General features: G+C 70.3%; 21 protein-coding genes and 1 pseudogene. 10 read left to right on the top strand and 12 right to left on the bottom strand.

Features of this window, described 5'->3' with window-relative positions; translation table 11 throughout:
- Positions 1-95 (top strand): annotated as a pseudogene (locus ABZ444_RS45455) (RDD family protein); the annotation flags it as partial.
- 22 nt (positions 96-117) lie between these two features.
- On the opposite strand, the gene ABZ444_RS45450 reads toward ABZ444_RS45455, so the two are convergent.
- Positions 118-585, bottom strand: coding sequence for a hypothetical protein (locus ABZ444_RS45450; protein WP_358010461.1), 468 nt, complete (start codon positions 583-585; stop codon positions 118-120).
- Between the two features lie 79 nt (positions 586-664).
- Positions 665-1435: a hypothetical protein gene (locus ABZ444_RS45445; RefSeq protein WP_358010460.1), complete on the bottom strand. Its 771-nt coding sequence runs from the start codon at positions 1433-1435 to the stop codon at positions 665-667.
- A gap of 151 nt (positions 1436-1586) precedes the next feature.
- Between ABZ444_RS45445 and ABZ444_RS45440 the strand changes: the two genes are divergently transcribed.
- Positions 1587-2405 carry a nucleotidyltransferase domain-containing protein gene (locus ABZ444_RS45440; protein ID WP_358010458.1) on the top strand — a complete coding sequence of 273 codons (819 nt, stop codon included), beginning with the start codon at positions 1587-1589 and terminating at the stop codon, positions 2403-2405.
- Here ABZ444_RS45440 and ABZ444_RS45435 read toward each other — a convergent pair whose 3' ends face one another.
- Positions 2406-2894 carry a hypothetical protein gene (locus ABZ444_RS45435; protein ID WP_358010457.1) on the bottom strand — a complete coding sequence of 163 codons (489 nt, stop codon included), beginning with the start codon at positions 2892-2894 and terminating at the stop codon, positions 2406-2408.
- A gap of 116 nt (positions 2895-3010) precedes the next feature.
- Between ABZ444_RS45435 and ABZ444_RS45430 the strand changes: the two genes are divergently transcribed.
- Complete coding sequence (locus tag ABZ444_RS45430) at positions 3011-3475, top strand: anthrone oxygenase family protein (protein ID WP_358010456.1); 465 nt, start codon at positions 3011-3013, stop codon at positions 3473-3475.
- Positions 3476-3531: 56 nt separating this feature from the next.
- On the opposite strand, the gene lpdA is transcribed toward ABZ444_RS45430, so the two are convergent.
- Positions 3532-4911, bottom strand: coding sequence for a dihydrolipoyl dehydrogenase (gene lpdA / locus ABZ444_RS45425; protein WP_358010455.1), 1380 nt, complete (start codon positions 4909-4911; stop codon positions 3532-3534).
- Positions 4912-4950: 39 nt separating this feature from the next.
- Positions 4951-5325 carry a tautomerase family protein gene (locus ABZ444_RS45420; RefSeq protein ID WP_352361002.1) on the bottom strand — a complete coding sequence of 125 codons (375 nt, stop codon included), beginning with the start codon at positions 5323-5325 and terminating at the stop codon, positions 4951-4953.
- An 18-nt stretch (positions 5326-5343) separates the two neighbouring features.
- Here ABZ444_RS45420 and ABZ444_RS45415 point away from each other — a divergent pair, with 18 nt between their 5' ends.
- From ABZ444_RS45415 to ABZ444_RS45405, 3 genes are read left to right on the top strand one after another with little or no spacing between them, the layout of a single operon-like run.
- Positions 5344-5994, top strand: a complete 651-nt coding sequence (locus ABZ444_RS45415; protein ID WP_358010454.1) for a response regulator transcription factor — start codon at positions 5344-5346, stop codon at positions 5992-5994.
- Positions 5995-6000: 6 nt separating this feature from the next.
- Positions 6001-7053 carry a quinone-dependent dihydroorotate dehydrogenase gene (locus tag ABZ444_RS45410; protein ID WP_358010453.1) on the top strand — a complete coding sequence of 351 codons (1053 nt, stop codon included), beginning with the start codon at positions 6001-6003 and terminating at the stop codon, positions 7051-7053.
- A 22-nt stretch (positions 7054-7075) separates the two neighbouring features.
- A complete protein-coding gene (locus ABZ444_RS45405; RefSeq protein WP_358010451.1) occupies positions 7076-7636 on the top strand; it encodes a GNAT family N-acetyltransferase in 561 nt (186 codons plus the stop codon).
- A 7-nt stretch (positions 7637-7643) separates the two neighbouring features.
- Here the strand turns inward: ABZ444_RS45405 and ABZ444_RS45400 are convergent, their stop codons facing one another.
- From ABZ444_RS45400 to ABZ444_RS45385, 4 genes are all read right to left on the bottom strand, one after another.
- A complete protein-coding gene (locus ABZ444_RS45400) occupies positions 7644-9236 on the bottom strand; it encodes a beta-N-acetylhexosaminidase (RefSeq protein WP_358010450.1) in 1593 nt (530 codons plus the stop codon).
- Entirely contained in the window at positions 9233-10078 is an 846-nt protein-coding gene (locus ABZ444_RS45395) for an N-acetylmuramoyl-L-alanine amidase (RefSeq protein WP_358010449.1), read from the bottom strand. Before ABZ444_RS45395 ends, ABZ444_RS45400 begins: the two co-directional genes overlap by 4 nt.
- Positions 10079-10209: 131 nt before the next feature.
- On the bottom strand, positions 10210-10458 hold the full coding sequence (locus ABZ444_RS45390; protein WP_125645653.1) for a hypothetical protein: 249 nt from the start codon (positions 10456-10458) through the stop codon (positions 10210-10212).
- 209 nt (positions 10459-10667) lie between these two features.
- The gene (locus ABZ444_RS45385) at positions 10668-11660 is read right to left on the bottom strand and encodes a LacI family DNA-binding transcriptional regulator (protein WP_358010448.1); all 993 of its coding nucleotides are present in this window, start codon (positions 11658-11660) and stop codon (positions 10668-10670) included.
- A 257-nt stretch (positions 11661-11917) separates the two neighbouring features.
- On the opposite strand from ABZ444_RS45385, the gene ABZ444_RS45380 reads away from it, so the two are divergent.
- A complete protein-coding gene (locus ABZ444_RS45380; RefSeq protein ID WP_352320454.1) occupies positions 11918-12529 on the top strand; it encodes a TetR/AcrR family transcriptional regulator in 612 nt (203 codons plus the stop codon).
- A gap of 121 nt (positions 12530-12650) precedes the next feature.
- Here ABZ444_RS45380 and bldC read toward each other — a convergent pair whose 3' ends face one another.
- The gene (gene bldC, locus ABZ444_RS45375; RefSeq protein WP_013133571.1) at positions 12651-12854 is read right to left on the bottom strand and encodes a developmental transcriptional regulator BldC; all 204 of its coding nucleotides are present in this window, start codon (positions 12852-12854) and stop codon (positions 12651-12653) included.
- A 322-nt stretch (positions 12855-13176) separates the two neighbouring features.
- Positions 13177-14040 (bottom strand): hypothetical protein, encoded by an 864-nt coding sequence (locus tag ABZ444_RS45370; RefSeq protein ID WP_358010446.1) that lies wholly within the window; start codon positions 14038-14040, stop codon positions 13177-13179.
- A gap of 105 nt (positions 14041-14145) precedes the next feature.
- On the opposite strand from ABZ444_RS45370, the gene ABZ444_RS45365 reads away from it, so the two are divergent.
- Complete coding sequence (locus ABZ444_RS45365; protein ID WP_358010445.1) at positions 14146-15225, top strand: Glu/Leu/Phe/Val dehydrogenase dimerization domain-containing protein; 1080 nt, start codon at positions 14146-14148, stop codon at positions 15223-15225.
- 151 nt (positions 15226-15376) lie between these two features.
- Entirely contained in the window at positions 15377-15604 is a 228-nt protein-coding gene (locus ABZ444_RS45360; protein WP_358010444.1) for a DUF3073 domain-containing protein, read from the top strand.
- 91 nt (positions 15605-15695) lie between these two features.
- Here ABZ444_RS45360 and ABZ444_RS45355 read toward each other — a convergent pair whose 3' ends face one another.
- Positions 15696-16538: an alpha/beta hydrolase gene (locus tag ABZ444_RS45355; protein ID WP_358010443.1), complete on the bottom strand. Its 843-nt coding sequence runs from the start codon at positions 16536-16538 to the stop codon at positions 15696-15698.
- Positions 16539-16624: 86 nt separating this feature from the next.
- Here ABZ444_RS45355 and ABZ444_RS45350 point away from each other — a divergent pair, with 86 nt between their 5' ends.
- Positions 16625-17170 (top strand): CGNR zinc finger domain-containing protein, encoded by a 546-nt coding sequence (locus tag ABZ444_RS45350; RefSeq protein WP_358010442.1) that lies wholly within the window; start codon positions 16625-16627, stop codon positions 17168-17170.
- The last annotated feature ends 31 nt before the right edge of the window (positions 17171-17201 follow it).

The following is a 17201-nucleotide window of genomic DNA, read 5'->3' as shown; positions in this document are numbered from 1 at the left end:
CGCTCGGCCTGCGGGTGGTCGCCGACGACGGCAGCCCAGAACGCTTCCGGCAGGCGCTGTTCCGCGGGCTGGCCGGGCTGGTGGAGTTCTGGATGGGCGGGACGCCGCCGGGGGTCGTCACTTCGACAGGTAGAGGGTCTTCCAGGTGCCGGCGTACAGGCAGTTCAGGGACGGCTTGGAGCCTTTGCCCTCGGCGCAGACCTTCAGCTCGACCTGGTAGACGTCGCGGTACTCGAAGGAGAACCGCTTGGCGGAGCTGGAGGAGCAGTTACGGATGCTGCGCTCCTTGTTGGGCAGGTTGCTCCCGTCGCGGTAGGTGATGCGGAACACCGCCCAGCCGCAGGAGGAGTCCTTGCGGGTGCGGTCGGTCAGCTTGCCGGAGATCCGCACCACGTCGGCGGTCGGCAGGTCGGCGTGGTCCTCGCCGGTCGCGCTCAGCGAGCCGGTCGCCTTGGCGGCGTGCCCAGGGGCGTAGTAGGGACCCCACGGAGCGGCCGAGGCGGCCTGGGCGGGGGAGGAGGCGAGCGCGACCAGGGCTGCGGCGGCGACACCGGTCAGGACGGCGGCGGTACGGGAGGCGGTCATCGAGGGGGTTCCTTCCTCTCTGGGATGACCACACAGTGCATTGGCCCGATTTCAACCGGCTTGCGGGGCCGCTTGCAAGCTAGTTGTATTTGTACTGCCGCGTCGCGACCCGGTGCGAGCCGTTGTAGACCGACGCGCGGAACATGCTGATCGACTGGTCGCCGTGCTCGGCCTTGCCGCAGGTGTTGAGGCCGGCGAGCTGGTGGATCTCGTACCGGGCGGTCGGGTCGCCGGCCACGAAGTACTCGGCGCGCGCCTGGTACTCGTCGGCCCTGGTGTCGCAGGCGAAGACGTACGTGTCGCGCTCGTGGAAGCACACGCTCGCCCCGCCCTTGGTGAACGAGCACAACTCCGAACGGCCCCGCGCGGCGGCCGGGGTGACGCCGGTGTCGCGCTTGACCGGGTATTTGGTGAGGTTACGGACGGTCTTCCAGCGGCCCACCTTGACGCGGTGGTTGCCCTCGTACACGGCGGCCCGGAACGTCACGGTCTTGCCGATCTCGCGGTTGCCCCGGATCTCGCCCTTGCCGCCCAGGTTGTGGATGACGTACTTGGTGCCCAGGTACTCGTTCAGGTGGTACTCGACGGCGGCGTGCAGCTTGTCGTTGCGGGTGTCCTCGACCCAGATGCCCGGCCGGTCGCTGCCGTCCGGGCCCACGCACACCTCGGCGCCCTTGACCCGCATGCAGGTGGGCTCGGCGGCGGCGGGGGTGGTGGCGGTCAAGGCGGTGGTGGTCAAGGCGGTGGTGGTCACGGGGGTCGGCTCCCGGACCGTGGCGGCGGCCGGGCGGGCCTCGCCCCGGGCCACGGCTCCTCCCGTGGTGAGCGCGGCGGCCGTCATCACGGCCATGGCAACGAGTTTGCGACCTGACGCCACTTCGGTCTCTCCAGTCTCGTGGATCACACACCGGGCTGTGCATGAGTGTGACGCGGAAAATGCCGGAGTGGTTCGGAAATATGCGATTTGAGCCTTCGGTAGGTTGGACGGATGGCGGACTGGCATGCGTGACGAACGGCTGCGGGAGATCGCGGCGAAGCTGGCCGAGGTGCCCGGCGTGGTGGCCGTCGCGCTCGGCGGGAGCCGGGCGCGCGGCACGCACCGGCCCGACTCCGACATCGATCTGGGCCTGTACTACCGGGGGCCGCTCGCCGTCGGCGACCTGCGCGCCCTCGCCCTGGAGACGACCGGCGAGCCGACCGAGGTGACCGAGCCCGGCGGCTGGGGCCCGTGGGTCGACGGCGGCGGCTGGCTCACCGTCGAGGGGTGGCGGGTGGACTGGATCTACCGCGACCTCGACCGGGTGCGCCGCGTCTGGCACGACTGCCGCGCCGGACGGTACGAGATCGGCATCCAGCCGGGCCACCCGCTGGGCTTCTACTCCCACGCCTACGCGGGCGAGGTCGCGCTGTGCAAGGTGCTGGCCGACCCGTCCGGCGAGCTGGCGGCCCTGCGCGCCGAGACGGCCGCCTACCCGCCCGCGCTGCGCCAGGCGCTGGTCCAGGGGTTGTGGGAGGCCGGCTTCTCGCTGACGACCGCCAGGTACGGCGCCGCCGGGCGGGACCCGGCGTACGCCGCCGGGGCGCTGTTCCGCGCGATCGGCGTCGCCTGCCACGCCCTGCACGCGGCCGACGGCGCCTGGCTGATCAACGAGAAGGGCATGGTCGCCGCCGCCGACCGGCTGCCCTCGGCGCCCGCCGGGTTCGGCGAGCGGGCCCAGGCGCTGCTCGCCTCCGTCGGCGGCACGCCGGAGGAGATCACCCGTACGGTGACCGCCGCCGAACGGCTCGTCGCCGACGTGCGGGCCGCGTGCGGGGTGTGATCAGACGTTCTCCCTGGCCCTGGCGGGGGCCAGGGTGGTCAGCAGCAGGAGGAGCGCGCTCTGGGCGAGCATGCCGGGCGCGAGCGGCGGGGCCGGGCCGACGGACTTGGTCAGCGCGTACCACCATTGGGTGAGGGGCGAGAGGGTCTGCCAGGTGTCGGCGTAGCGCGGGTCGAAGGCGCCCACGTCATGGTTGGCCGAGATGTGCGCGTACACGCCGTAGGCGGAGGCGAGCAGCACCACCAGCGCGATCCCGCGGACGACCTTGAGCGTCGGGGGCGAGGCGTCCAGGGCGAGCAGCACGAGCGCGGCCCCGAGCGCCAGCAGCGCCACCCACGGGACGAACTGCTGCCAGGACTGCCAGTGGCGTTCGAAGGCCAGCTCCAGGCCGGCGCCCAGGATGCCCAGCGCGACCAGCCCGAAGAGTCCCAGGCGTACCGTGACGGCGCCGAGCCGTCCGATCCGAGTTTGCGCGTTCGTTGGAGGCACGGGCACCACGTTGTGCCCCCGGTCTCAGAGACATCTCAGGAATACATGAACGTTCAATGAGAATCGCGGAAGGCCCGTCGTTACCGGACAACTGTGACTTAAGGGATCATAGGGACGTGAGCGTACTCGCGGTCGGCTCCTCGGTGCTCGCCCTCGTCCTGAACGGGCTGATGGCGGGCGTGTTCTTCGCCTTCTCCACCTCGGTCATGCCTGGCCTCGACGCCGTGGGGGAGGAGGGCGCGGCGGCGGCCATGCGCAGCATGAACAAGAAGATCCTGAACCCGGCGTTCCTGTCGACGTTCATGCTCGCGCCCGTGGCCTCGCTGCTCGCCGGCGTGTTCCTGCTGATCGGCGGGGACGGCGGGCCGGCGATGCTCGCGTTCGCGGCGGCCGTCGTCTACTTCCTGGGCTCGATCGCCGTCACGGCCGCGATCAACGTGCCGATGAACAACGCCCTGGAGGCGGGCGAGCTGGCCTGGCAGGCGTACGCGCCGCGCTGGACCCGGTGGAACACGCTGCGCGGCTGGGCCTCGGCGCTGGCCGTGGCACTGCTGGGCGTCGCCCTGTACGTCTGGGTCTGACCCGGCCGGATGCATCCCGATGGACGAGCACCGGGATGCGCATCCGCGCGACGGGATCACATGTTGATCATGTGGCCCGCGAGGCCGTGGATCGCCTCCTTGACCGCTTCGCCGAGCGTCGGGTGCGCGTGCACGTTGCGCGCGACCTCGTGCACGGTCAGGTCCCACTGCTGGGCCAGCGTGAGCTCGGGCAGCAGCTCGGTGACCTCGGGGCCGATCAGGTGGGCGCCGAGCAGCTCGCCGTGGGTGTTGTCACTGATGATCTTGACGAACCCGGCGGTGTCGCCCAGGCCGTGGGCCTTGCCGTTGGCCGTGAAGGGGAACTTGGCCACCTTGACGTCGTAGCCCAGGTCGCGGGCCTGCGCCTCGGTGTAGCCGAAGCTGGCCACCTGCGGCTGGCAGTACGTGGCCCGCGGGATCATCACATAGTCGAGCTCCATGGTCTCGGCGGCGCCGATGGTCTCGGCGGCGATGATGCCCATCGACTCGGCGGCGTGGGCCAGCATGAGCTTGGCGGTGACGTCGCCGATGGCGAAGATGTGGGGCACGTTCGTGCGGCAGCGGCCGTCGACGGCGATCGCGCCGCGCTCGGTGAGCTGCACGCCGGTCTTCTCCAGGCCGTAGCCGTCGACGCGCGGCTGGAAGCCGATGGCCTGCATGACCTTGTCGGCCTCGAGCACCTGGGTCTGGCCGTCGCGGGTGACGGTGACCTTGACCGAGCCGCCGGTGTCCTCGATGCTGTCGACGCGGGTCGAGGTCAGCACCTCGATGCCGAGCCGCTTGTAGCGCTTGGCCAGCTCGGCCGAGACCTCTTCGTCCTCCAGCGGCACGACCCGGTCGAGGAACTCCACGATCGTCACCTTGACGCCGTAGTTGTGCAGCACGTACGCGAACTCCACGCCGATCGCGCCCGCGCCCGCGATGATGATGCTGCGCGGCAGGTTCTCGGTGAGGATCTGCTCCTCGTACGTCACCACCCGCTCCGACAACTGCGTGCCCGGGATCAGCCTGGTGGTGGCCCCGGCCGCGATGATGCAGTGGTCGAACGTGATCGTCTCATCGTTGACCTGCAGGGTGTTGGCGTCGAGGAAGGTGCCGCGCCCGTCGTACTCGGTGATGGCGTTCTTCTTCATCAGGTAGTGAACGCCCTTGACCCGGCCGTCGGCCACCTTGCGGCTGCGCTGGAAGGCCGCGCCGTAGTCGAAGCTCACCTCGCCGCTGATGCCGAACGTCTTGGCCTCGTTGTGGAAGATGTGGGCCAGCTCGGCGTTGCGCAGCAGCGCCTTGGACGGGATGCAGCCCACGTTCAGGCAGACGCCACCCCAGTACTTCTCCTCGACGACCGCGGTACGCAGCCCGAGCTGGGCGGCGCGGACGGCGGCCGTGTATCCTCCCGGACCCGCGCCGAGAACGACGACGTCATAGTGAGTGCTCATGACTCGGACCATACCGCCCGCCCCAGGCCATCCTTGACGCTAGACCTCCACCTTGTACGACAGCGTCAGTTCGTCGGCCGGGACGCCCCGGATCCCCCAGTTCACCTTGGGCATCTCAATGATCGTGATCTCCACGTCCTCGGGGTCGTATCCCGACTTTTCGTAGATCGACCGGATCAGCGCGCGCTTGGCGTCGTCGCTGCGTCCCGTGAAGCACACGACCTCGATGATCAGGTAGTTCGCGCTGCGCCCGGGGCAGACGAAGTCGTCGGCGTCCAGCAGCAGGAACCGGTGGAACCGCTTCTCCTCGGGCACGCCCCACGCGCTCACCAGGCACGACTGCAGCAGGTCCGAGATCTCCCGCTGCCGTCCGCCCCACACGTCACGACGCCCGTAAACCTTCACTTGTGCCATGTCGGCAATATAGAGGGCGTGATCCGCGTACTTCTTGCCGACGACGAGGCCATGATCCGGGCCGGGGTCAAGGCGATCCTCGACTCCGACCCGTCCCTGGAGGTGGTCGCCGAGGCCGGCGACGGCAGACAGGCCGTCGACCTGGCCATCGGCCACCGTCCCGACGTCGCGCTGCTGGACATCCGCATGCCGCGCCTCGACGGCCTGGCCGCCGCGGCCGAGCTGCGCCGCGTCGCGCCCGCCACGGCCGTGGTGATGTTGACCACGTTCGGCGAGGACGACTACATCGCCAGGGCGCTGGAGGTGGGGGCCGCCGGGTTCCTGCTCAAGTCCGGCGACCCGCGCGAGCTGATCGCCGGCATCCACGCGGTCGCCGACGGCGCGGCGTACCTGTCGCCCAAGGTGGCCCAGCGCGTGATCGCCCAGCTCGCCGGCGGCCGGATGGCCCGCGAGGCCGAGGCCCGCGACCGCGTCGGCGCGCTCACCGACCGCGAGCGGGAGGTCCTCGCCCTGCTCGGCGCGGGCCTGTCGAACGCGGAGATCGCCAAGCGGATGCACATCGTGGAGGGCACGGTGAAGGCGTACGTGAGCACGATCCTGACCCGGCTCGACGTGCGCAACCGCGTCCAGGCCGCGATCATCGCCCACGAGGCGGGATTGGTAGCCTGACCCGTGATGTATCGCCTCGTGTTCACGCAGGTCTTGCGGCGTTTCGACGCCGAGGCCGTGCACCGTCTCACCGTTACGGGCCTGGCCGTGCTCGCCCGGCTGCCCCTGCTCAAGCGGCTGCTCCACCGAGCGTTCGCCCCGCACGACCCGGTCCTGCGGGTGACCGCGTTCGGCGTGCACTTCCCCGGTCCGTTCGGGCTGGCCGCCGGGTTCGACAAGGACGCGGCCTGCGCCGAGGCGATCGCCGCGCTCGGCTTCGGCCACGTCGAGGTCGGCACCATCACCGCGCACGCCCAGCCCGGCAACCCGCGACCGCGGCTGTTCCGGCTGGTGGGGCAGCGGGCGGTGATCAACCGGATGGGCTTCAACAACTCCGGGGCCCGCGCCGCCGCCCGGCGGCTGCGTCGTACGCGCGGGGTGCCGGTCGTGGTCGGGGTGAACATCGGCAAGACCAAGGTGGTGCCGGAGTCCGAGGCGGTGGCCGACTACGTGGCCGGCGCCAGGGAGCTGGCCCCGCTGGCCGACTACCTGGTGGTCAACGTCAGCTCGCCCAACACGCCCGGCCTGCGCAACCTCCAGGCGGTCGAGCTGCTGCGCCCGCTGCTGACCGCGGTCAAGGAGGTCGCCGACGCGACGCCGCGCCGTACGCCGCTGCTGGTGAAGATCGCCCCCGACCTGGCCGACGAAGACGTCGACGCGGTCGCCGACCTGGCCGTGGAGCTGGGCCTCGACGGCATCATCGCGACCAACACCACCATCAGGCACGGCGGCGAGACCGGCGGCCTGTCCGGGCGTCCGCTCAAGGGCCGTTCGCTGGAGGTGCTGCGGCGGCTGCGCGCCAAGGTCGGCGACCGCCTCACACTGGTCTCCGTGGGCGGCGTCGAGGACGTCGACGACGTCTGGGAGCGCCTGCTGGCCGGGGCCACCCTGGTCCAGGGGTACACCGGCTGGATCTACGGCGGCCCGCTGTGGGCCGCCCGCATCCACCGGCAGCTCGCCCGCCGGGTGCGCCGCCACGGCCTGTCCTCCGTCACCGAGGCGATCGGCCGCACCGCCTAGGGCTCCCCCCTATCGTGGAATCGTGATCAATGCCGAGGTGAAGCTCACCGACGACGTCGTTATGCGCGCCGTCGCCAGGTCCGACGCACAGGCGCTGGCCGACGCCTACCGCCGCAACCGCGACTTCCTGCGCCCCTGGGAGCCCCGCAGGCCGGCCGACTTCTTCACCGCCGCGGGCCAGGCCGCACGCCTCGAACGACTGGCCGAGGACCGTGCGGCCGGCTTCGTGATGCCGTGGGTGCTCACGGACGGCGACCGCGTCGTGGGCAGGATGAACCTGAACAGCATCATCCGGGGCGCCGCCCAGAGCGCGTCGCTGGGCTACTGGGTGGACGCCGCGTACAACGGGCGGGGGCTGGCCACCAAGGCGGTGCTGGCGGCGTGCCGGGCCGCCGACGAGGACCTGAGCCTGCACCGCGTCGAGGCCGGCACGCTCCTGCACAACAAGGCCTCGCAGGCGGTCCTGCGCAAGGCCGGTTTCGAGCAGTACGGCCTGGCCCCCAGCGCCGTCAGCATCGACGGCGAGTGGCAGGACCACGTGCTGTTCCAGCGCATACTCAACGACCGCCCCGCGCCCATGTGACCACCGGTCAGACGCTCGGCCTGGTCGACTCCGCGTCGTGCGTCATGGCGTCGATGCGCTCCATCACCTCGTTCACCCGCACGCCGCTCGGCCGGTGCGGACGCCGTCGCTGCCACGGGTGCGGGCCCGCCGCCGGCCGGTACTCCACGCCGATCGCGTCGAGCCGCCGCAGGTGCCCCTCCAGCCGCCCGGCGAACCCGTCGCCGCCCGAGCCGGCCCAGGCCACCTCCGCCAGCGCGCACGACCGCGGCCAGAGCCGGTAGTCGACGGTCCGGGGGTCGGGCACGCGCTCGGTCCAGAGCTGGGCCTGCACGCCCATGACGCGCGCCCGCTCCTCGTCCGTCCAGTCGGCGGGGGCCGGGTCGAACGCGGCCACGTCGGCCACCGTGGTGGTGTCGCCGATGGCCATCGGCTCGTCGGCGGAGGCCGCCTCGGCGTAGTCGAAGTAGAGCGGGAACACCGGAGTGGCGACCACGTCGTGGCCGGCCGCGGCGGCGCGCCGCCCGACGCCCATGCCACGCCACGGCATGACCACGGTGTCCTGGCGCAGCCCGCCGCTGACGAACGCCTCGTCCCACACCACGGCCCGAGCGCCGCGCTCGGCGAGGGCGTCGGCCAGCTCGCGCAGGAACCACGCCTGCAGGTCGGGCACCGTGGACAGCCCCAGCGACTCGCGGTAGGCGGTGATCTGCGCCGACTGCGCCCAGTGGTCGAGCACGACCTCGTCGCCGCCGATGTGGAAGAAGGGCACCTCGCCCAGCGCGCCGATGATCTCGTCGAAGACCGTGATCAGGAACTCGACGGTCGGCGGCAGCGGCGACAGGATCGCCGGCGAGATGCCCCACCGGTCGAGCACGTCGTAGGGCTCGCCGGTGGCGCCGAACGCCGGGTAGGCGGCCAGGATCGCCGAGGCGTGCCCCGGCACGTCGATCTCGGGCACCACCGTGACGAACCTGGACCGCGCGTACGCGCCGATCTCGGCCAGGTCCTCCAGCGTGTAGTAGCCGCCGTGCGGGATGTCGTCGTACGCCTCCGGCTCCCGGTAGTAGTTGGTGGCCGTGCGCGGCCGGTGCGAGGACACCTCGTGCAGCAGCGGGTACGCCCGGCTCTCCACCCGCCAGCCCTGGTCGTCGACCAGGTGGAGGTGCAGCCGGTTCAGCTTGTGCACGGCCATCAGGTCGATCAGCCGGAGCACCTCCCGCTTGGGGGAGAAATGCCGGGCCACGTCGAGGTGCAGCCCCCGCCAGGCGAACCGCGGCGCGTCCTCGACCCGCACCCCGGGAACGGGCCACGACGCGCGGGCGGCGAACCGGTAGGAGGCGTCCGGCAGCAACTGGTGCAACGACTGCGCGGCGTAGAACGCGCCCGCCGCCCCGCCGGCGACGATCTCGACCCCACGTGACCCGGTGGTCAGCCGGTAGGCCTCCTCGCCGAGCGCGGGATCCTGGCGTACCTCGATCTCGCCCGAGTCTCCCGGGCGCAGGTCGAGAAGGGGCAGCGCGCGACGTACCGCGTCCGCGTACGGACCGGCGACGGTCGCGCCCGAGGTCAGCTCGAAGGAGCCGGAAAGATCACTGAGCAGCTCTGGGCGAGGAATCATGCTTCGAGATAGTGCTGCATCCCGTTCGCGAGCGCCAATGCGATCCGCTGCCTGAACTTCGGATCCTGGAACTTGGCCGCGTCGGCCGCGTTGCGCATGTTGCCGCACTCGACGAAGATCTTCGGCACCGTCGAGAGGTTGAGGCCGCCGAGGTCGTTGCGGAAGCTGAGCGCCTTGCTGCCGACGTAGGTGGAGTAGGGCAGGCCCGTGCCCTTGGCGAAGGCGTCGCGAACGGCCAGCCCCAGCTCGGTGGAGGGCGCCACGACCTTGTCCACCGGGCCGTTGATCTTCTTCGGGATGATCACGTGGAACCCGTGGCCCGCCGGGGCGGCGCCGTCGGCGTGCACCGAGATGGCGGCGTCGGCCCCGGCCTTGTTGCCGATCGCGGCCCGCTGGGTGATGCACGGCCCGACGCTGTCGTTGTCGGACCTGGTCAGCTTGACGGTCGCGCCGCGGCCCTTGAGGATCTTGGCCATGCGGTTGGAGACGTCCCAGGTGAAGGCGGCCTCGCTGTAGCCGTTGTTGGTGGCGGTGCCGGTCGTGTCGCAGGCCTTCCACTGCGTCAGCACGTTGACCTTGCGGTTGATGGCCTTCGGGTTGCGGTAGTTGCCGCCGTTGTGCCCCGGGTCGATGACGACGATCTTGCCCTTGAGCGGCTTGGCGTCGGGCGGCGCCTGCTGCGCGGGCGTGCCTTCCGTGGGCCCGTCCTGGGCGGGTGGCTGGGCCGGCGCCTGCGCGGAGGAGGCGGCCTGACCTGCCGCGACGCCACCAGGCTCGGTGCCGCCGCACGCGGAGGCGATCAGGCCGCAGACGACGAGGACGGTGGCTGGTAGAGCACGCATGAGCTCCAACTTACGTGAAGCCACGCGATCAGGCCCGTATCAACAGTAATCCTGCGAGTCGGCCCGCGATCCCACCGAAGTGCCGGTTCCGGACCGCTGCGGCGGTCCGCCTGGCGGTTTCGCCGTCCGCTTCACCACACGTGCTCGCCAACCTCCTGCCGTTCGAGCAGGGCGGCCAGCTCCCGCGCGTCCTCGGCGTCGAGGCCGAGGACGACGCGGGGGCGGCCCCACGGATGGTCGAGGGAATGCGCCACGTAGCTGGCGACGGACTCGGCGCCGACGTCGGTGCCCCGCCCCCTGCCCGCGCGCCAGTGCCCCCAGGCGCGTTCGAGCTCGGCCGCCGCGCGCTGGGCGCAGGACACCAGTTCTGGATCACGCATGACTGTCCCCCGGATCAGATCGTGACCGAACCAGATTCGGCCACAATTAGCATGACCCTGACGAGTAAACCGCCGTCCGGCGACGCTGCCGTACGGCTTGACCCAGGCTTTGGGCGGGCTTGCTGACGAGAGACCTGCGCATTGGCCCGCCGTGCCATTGCGGCGCCCGGTGAAGGCCCGCAACGGCAGCGCAACCGGCAGATATCCCCTCAGACGGGTCCCGTGCTGCGGCGCACGATCAGCTCGGGTTGGATCTCGCGCAGCCGGGCGCCCTTGGCCGGCTCGCCGATCCTGTCGCTCAGCAGTGCGGCCGCCGACCTGCCCATGGCGCGGCGCGGCTGGTCGACCGAGGTGAGCGAGATGTGCCGTGAGGCCGACAGGTGGGTGTTGTCGTAGCCGACCACGGACAGGTCGTCCGGCACCCGCAGCCCCAGCTCGGCCGCGGCGGCCAGCACGCCGAGCGCCACCACGTCGTTGGCCGCGAACACGGCCGTCGGCCGCGGGTCGCGGGTCAGCAGGGCGATCGCCGCCGCCCGGCCGCCCTCCTCGGTCGCGTCCGCCGCCTCGACCATGATGTACGGGGCCAGCGAATGCCTGCGCATCGCCACGAGGTAGCCCTCGCAGCGCGAGGAACGGGGGCCCTCGATGTGCGCGATCCGCTTGTGCCCGAAGTTCACCAGGTGGTCGATGGCGAGCCGGGCGCCGAGTTGGTCGTCGTCGACCACGATGTCGACGCCGTCGAGCTCGATGTCACGTTCCCCTACGACGACGGTCGGGGTGTAGGCGGTGGCCTCGATCAGCGTCTCGCTGGTCGGCGCGATGCCTAAGAGCACCAGCCCGTCGACCCGGAGTTCCAGGAAGGCCTCGACGGCCTCGTCCTCGAACGCCGGGTCCCACTGGCTGTTCCCGATCAGCATGCGCAGCCCGTCGCCGTGCAGGCTCTCCTGCAGGCCGTCGAGGAACTCGGCGTAGAACGGGTTGTGCAGGTCGGCGACGAGCGCCCCGACCAGATGTGTACGTCCTTCCACCAGGCTGCGCGCGACGGCGTTCGGCCGGTAGCCGAGCTCGCGCGCCGCCTGGAGCACTGCCTGCCTCCGGTGCTCGCTCACGTGCGGGGATCCGCGCAGCACGAGTGAGACCAGCGACTTCGAGACGCCGGCTCGCTCGGCGACGTTGCGGATGGTGGGTCGTGGCCGAGGCAATGGGTCTACCTCGCGGAGCTCGGCGATGGTTGAAGTGTTGACGGGCGGTCCTGACATGTGTCTCCCCCGCGATGCGGATATGGGCACCTGTCTCACCAAACGATCGAGTAAGCCACAGGGTACGGCTTCGGGTTAGGGAAGCCTGATATTGACCGATTCGCCACACGTCCGCTATTGGGCACGTCGTCGGATACTGTGCAGGTGTGACACCCGGGAAGTCAGCCGAGACGGCACGCCCCGCACGCCGAAGGTTGAGCGTGGACCGCCGTCGCGAGGAGCTCATGGCGGCTGCGCTGGAGCTGTTCAGCACCCGTGACGCCGAGGACGTCTCGATCGACGACGTCGCCTCCGCGGCAGGCGCCTCGCGGGCGCTCGTCTACCACTACTTCGGCGGCAAGCAGGAGCTCTACGTGGCCGCGCTGAGAAGCGCGGCCGAGCAGCTGGAGTCGCGGTTGCGTCCGGCCGAGGGCGGCAGGCCGCTCGACGAGCTGGCCGCGGGCCTCGGGCGTTACTTCGACTTCGTCGAGGAGCACGCCGCCGGCTTCGCCGCGCTGCTGCGCGGAGGGCCCGCCAACCGGGCGGGCGAGGTGGGGGAGATCGTCGACGGCGTGCGCCGGAGGCTGTTCCGCCTCATCCAGAAGCAGATGCGCGTCGAGGAGCCGAGCCCGGTGCTGCGCACCACGCTGCGCTCGTGGATCGCCTCCGTGGAGACGGCCGGTCTCGACTGGCTGGAGCACCGCGACGTCGAGCGGCCGATCCTGGAGAAGATGCTCGTCGACCACATGGTGGCCCTGCTGGGCGTGGCCGCCGCCTACGACGGCGAGGTCGGCGAGCTGCTCGACGTGCTCACCGGCGAGCAGCTGGCGTAGCGGGGGAAGAGTGGCGCCGGGCGGGCGACGCCAACTTCCCCGTGCGACGTCACGTCGGTGGACCGGGCAAGCGTACCTGGTCCACCCTCAACCCCCCTGAGGTTCGTGACGACCCTTGCGACTACTCGGAACGCTGCTGCGGAATGCCCGCCAGCAGTGCGCGAACCTCGGTCTCCCGGTAACGCCGATGACCGCCGAGGGTACGAATCGACGTCAACTTGCCCGCCTTGGCCCACCGCGTAACGGTCTTGGGGTCGACCCTGAACATGGTCGCGACCTCAGCGGGCGTGAGCAGCGGCTCGGCCTCGGGTGTACGAGCTGACATTTGTGCGGCCTCTCCTCCGTGTGGACCGGCTTAGCGATCCTGTGACTGCCTTTGCGCGTGTCACGGATGTCCCCCTATGGCGCAGAGCGTGCGGCTTTTCTGAGCCATATGCGGCATCACCCGATGTGACCATACCGCCACGCAGAGCGATTGGCGAGCCCTTCTTTGACCCAACTGCCCGCCCCTGTGGCGATGTCACGCTCGGTGATTCTAGCGACACGGTTCGTGGTATCGCAGTGAAAACGGCAAACTACTCAGTTCGCAGAAGAGAGCAGCCGCGAGACGTGACCTACTCATGCAGGTCAGACGGTTGTTTTGGGAATCAGTTGGCAGATTCCAGCTGTTGCATTGACTTCCACCGAAGGATGACGCGCTGGTACATGGCATAGGCAAGTTCTTCTTGACCCGTGTCCAGACCGGTCAAAGCGGCCGAAAGCTCAGCAACCGACTGGTCGGCCTGGAGGGCGTCGTCGTTCATCAGGTGGACCAGGCCGCCGTAGTCGAGCTCGACCAGCGAGTGCGGGTGGAACTCCTCCAGCCAGCGCGCGATGTCCTCCACGTCGAAGTTGGACGACGCGTCGCCGAGGTGCCGGCGCATCACGTTGAGTGCGCGGGCCGCGCGCCTCCTGGCCTGCGCCATGGAGGTGACGTAGATGAGGTTACGGCCCGTAGTGGTCGTCACGTCCTGTCCCGGGGTGGAGGAGCCGAGCACCAGCCAGCGCTCGTTCCCATCAAACGGCACGAACCACGATGACGGCACATGCCACGCCGTGGTGCGAATGTGCGTACGCAAGGCGGACGAACCGGCCCGGCGCTTGAACCGGTCGAAGTCGTCGGCCGTCTGCTCGGCGATGGCCTTGGGCACGAGCCGGTCCATCAGCTTCACGGGAGTGGCGCCACGCAGCCTTGAGAAGGCCAGCCACGACCGCAGACGGGTCTGCCAGGGACATACGTACAAACGGTCCTCAACGCGCCGCAGATAGGCATTGGGGCTCTCCTGGGCGGGGACGGGCTGAGGGGGCATGCCGAGCAGGCGCATGACCGACTCGCTGTGCTCCGCATTGAGCGCGTTCGCCCGGCGCGGACGGTCGCGTGAGTCGGCGTAGTCGGCCCACAGCTTGCGCTCGGACTCGGCGAACGCGGTCAGTGGCTCATAGACGCGGAGGTAGGCGGCATAGGGCAGCACGGAGGCATCGTGTCACGAAGAGCACCTGCGCGCACCGTTGGGCTTACTAGTCTGAGAGTGACCTCCGCCGCGAAGAAGCGGTGGACCGGACAGGGAGTCACTACCGTGACCGACGTCTTCGGCACGTCCCACAAGGACGTCCACGAGCAGGTCGTCTTCTGCGCCGACGAGCAGAGCGGCCTGCGTGCGATCATCGCCGTCCACAGCACGGCCCTCGGGCCCGCGCTCGGCGGCACCAGGTTCTATCCGTACGAGAACGAGCAGGCGGCCCTGGCCGACGTGCTCAATCTGGCCAAGGGCATGTCCTACAAGAACGCCCTGGCCGGCCTCGACCTCGGCGGGGGCAAGGCCGTCATCATCGGCGACCCGGCCAGGGTCAAGAGCGAGGCGCTGCTGCGCGCCTACGGCAGGTTCGTCGAGTCGCTCGGCGGGCGCTACATCACCGCCTGCGACGTCGGCACCTTCAGCGAGGACATGGACGTCGTCGCCCGCGAGTCCCGCCACGTCACCGGCCGCACCCTGGCCCACGGCGGCGCCGGCGACTCCTCCGTCCTGACCTCTTTCGGCGTCTTCCAGGGCATGCGCGCCTCGGCCGAACGGGTCTTCGGCACGCCGTCGCTGCACGGCAGGCGGGTCGGCGTCGAAGGGGTCGGGAAGGTGGGCCACCGCCTGGTCGACCTCCTGCGCGAGGACGGCGCCGAGGTCGTGATCTGCGACGTCGACCCGCGGGCCGTCGAGCGGGTGCGCCAGCGGCATCCGGAGGTCGAGGTGGTCGCCGACGCCCAGGCGCTCACCGCGTCCGACATCGACGTCTTCGCGCCCTGCGCGCTGGGCGGCGCGCTCGACGACGCCACGGTGGCCGGTCTGCGGGCGAAGATCGTCTGTGGCGCGGCCAACAACCAGCTCGCGCATCCCGGCGTCGAGAAGCAGCTGGCCGACCGCGGGATCCTGTACGCGCCCGACTACGTGGTGAACTCCGGCGGCGTCATCCAGGTCGCCGACGAGATCGAGGGCTTCAGCATGGACCGGGCCAGGGCGAAGGCGGCCCAGATCTACGACACGACTCTGAAGATCTTCGGGATCGCGGCGGACGAGGGCGTTCCACCGGCTGTGGCAGCGGATAGGCTAGCTGAGCGCAGAATGTCGGAAGTCGGGCGTATTAGGGCCATTTGGCTGGGCCGCTGACGCCCCACGCCCATACGACGTACCGAGCTGGGCACAAAACAGGTACGGTAATAGGCGAACGATAGGCTGACGTCCAAAGTCAGGCGGCGTCAGTGTGTGGTGCGTTAGCGACGAGGGGTCGGGGACGACCCCACACGAGGGGGTCGAGCCAATGGGGCGCGGCCGAGCAAAGGCCAAGCAGGTCAAGGTTGCTCGCCAGCTGAAGTACAACAGCGGTGGCACGGATCTTGACCGTCTGCGCGACGAACTCGGGGTCAGCGACTCCGGCAACGACGACGCCGACGACCTCAACGATGAGCTGGCGGATCGCTATGCCGATTACGCCGATGACTACGGTTCCGGGGACGACGAAGACGGCCGTCCTTCCGGTCGCCGATAGCCGTTCTTCAGAGTGACGTGGCCGAGGGTCCGGCATGTGCCGGATCCTCGTTCATGAGCGTCGGGCCCCACGGGTAACCGTGGGGCTTTCGTCACGCTTGCGTGCGGTCGAGAAAGCCCGCGACCAGCGGTGCGATCTCGGGGAGCTTGTCCTCCAGCGCGAAGTGCCCGGTGTCGAGCACGTGCAGTTCGGCGTCCGGCAGGTCCCGCAGGTAGGCGTGCGCGCCCGGCTCCGGGAAGAAGGCGTCGTCGCGGCCCCACACGATCAGCGTGGGCGGCCGGTGGCGGCGCAGCCATGCCTGCCAGTCGGCGTAGAGCGCGAGGTTGGAGCGGTAGTCGAGCGCGAGCGCGAGCTGGGCTTCCCGGCGTCCGGGCAGGTCCAGGAAGTGCTGGTCGAGGGTCCATCCGTCGGGGGCGACGCCTGAGACGTCCGACGCGCCGCCCTCGTACTGGCCGCGCGTGACGGGCAGGGTGAACAGGTCGCCCAGGCTCTCCGCGGGCGCGTGGATGGTGGTGCGCGCCAGGTCCGACAGGCCCTCGTCGTAGGCGTTGGCGTTCTGGACGATCAGGCCGGCGATCCATTCCGGGTGCCTGGTGGCCAGGCGGAAGCCGACGGGGCCGCCGAAGTCGAAGGCGTACCAGACGAAGCGGTCGAGCCCGATCTTCTGCACGAAACCCTCGACCACGTCGGCCAGGCGGTCGAAGGAGTAGACGAAGTCGCCGGGGGCCTCGGTGTGGCCGAAGCCGGGATAGTCCGGCGCGATCAGGCGGTAGCGGGTGCCCAGGGCGTCCATCAGGCGCCTGTACTGGTGGGAGGCCGAGGGGAAGCCGTGCAGCAGGAGCACGGGGATGCCGTCGCGCGGGCCCGCCTCCCGGTAGAACACCTGCACGCCTTCCACGTCCACGAAGCCGTGGCGGATCTGCGGGATCTCCATGCCTAATGCCTTTCTTGCGCAATGATACGTTAGTTATAGCGAGCAGGCTTCTAACGCGTCAAGGGGGAGATGTAGCATTAGGACTCATGGAGTTCCTGATCGGTGAGCCGCTCGCGCTGGACCTGGTGAACACCCGGGCCCAGGACTTCGACGTCCTCGACACGCCCGAGATGTTCGGGAAGTGGCTCGATCGTCAGGCGGGCCGGCTGGCCTCGGTCCGGGGGCCGTTCACTGCGGACGACCTGGGCGTGCTCCGGCAGCTGCGGGCGCACGTGGAGGCCGCGGTCGACGCCGTGCGCCGGGGGGAGAGGCCGCCCGGCGAGGCGGTCGGGGCGATCAACGACGCGATGCGCGCCGCGCCCGCGTACGGGCATCTGGACGTCACGGACGGGGGGCTCACCAAGGGCGCGCGCAGGGACGGCGACCGGCTCGCCCGTCTGCTGGCGCAGCTCGCCGAGGCCGCGGCCGACCTGCTCACCGATCCGGCGGCGAGCCGGATCCGGGCCTGCGAGGGGCCCCGGTGCCGCATGATCTTCCTGCCCGCCCACCCCCGGCGGCGCTGGTGCTCACCGGAGCTGTGCGGCAACCGGGTGCGCGTCGCCCGCCACTACCAGCGGCACAAGCCTGCCTGAACGGGGGCCGGGCCGAGCCGGCCCCCTTCCG

Origin of the sequence: Nonomuraea sp. NPDC005730 (genome assembly GCF_040630865.1) — a bacterium.
GTDB lineage: Bacteria > Actinomycetota > Actinomycetes > Streptosporangiales > Streptosporangiaceae > Nonomuraea.
Note: the sequence above shows the minus strand (reverse complement) of the source record. Positions and strands in the feature narration are given on the sequence as shown.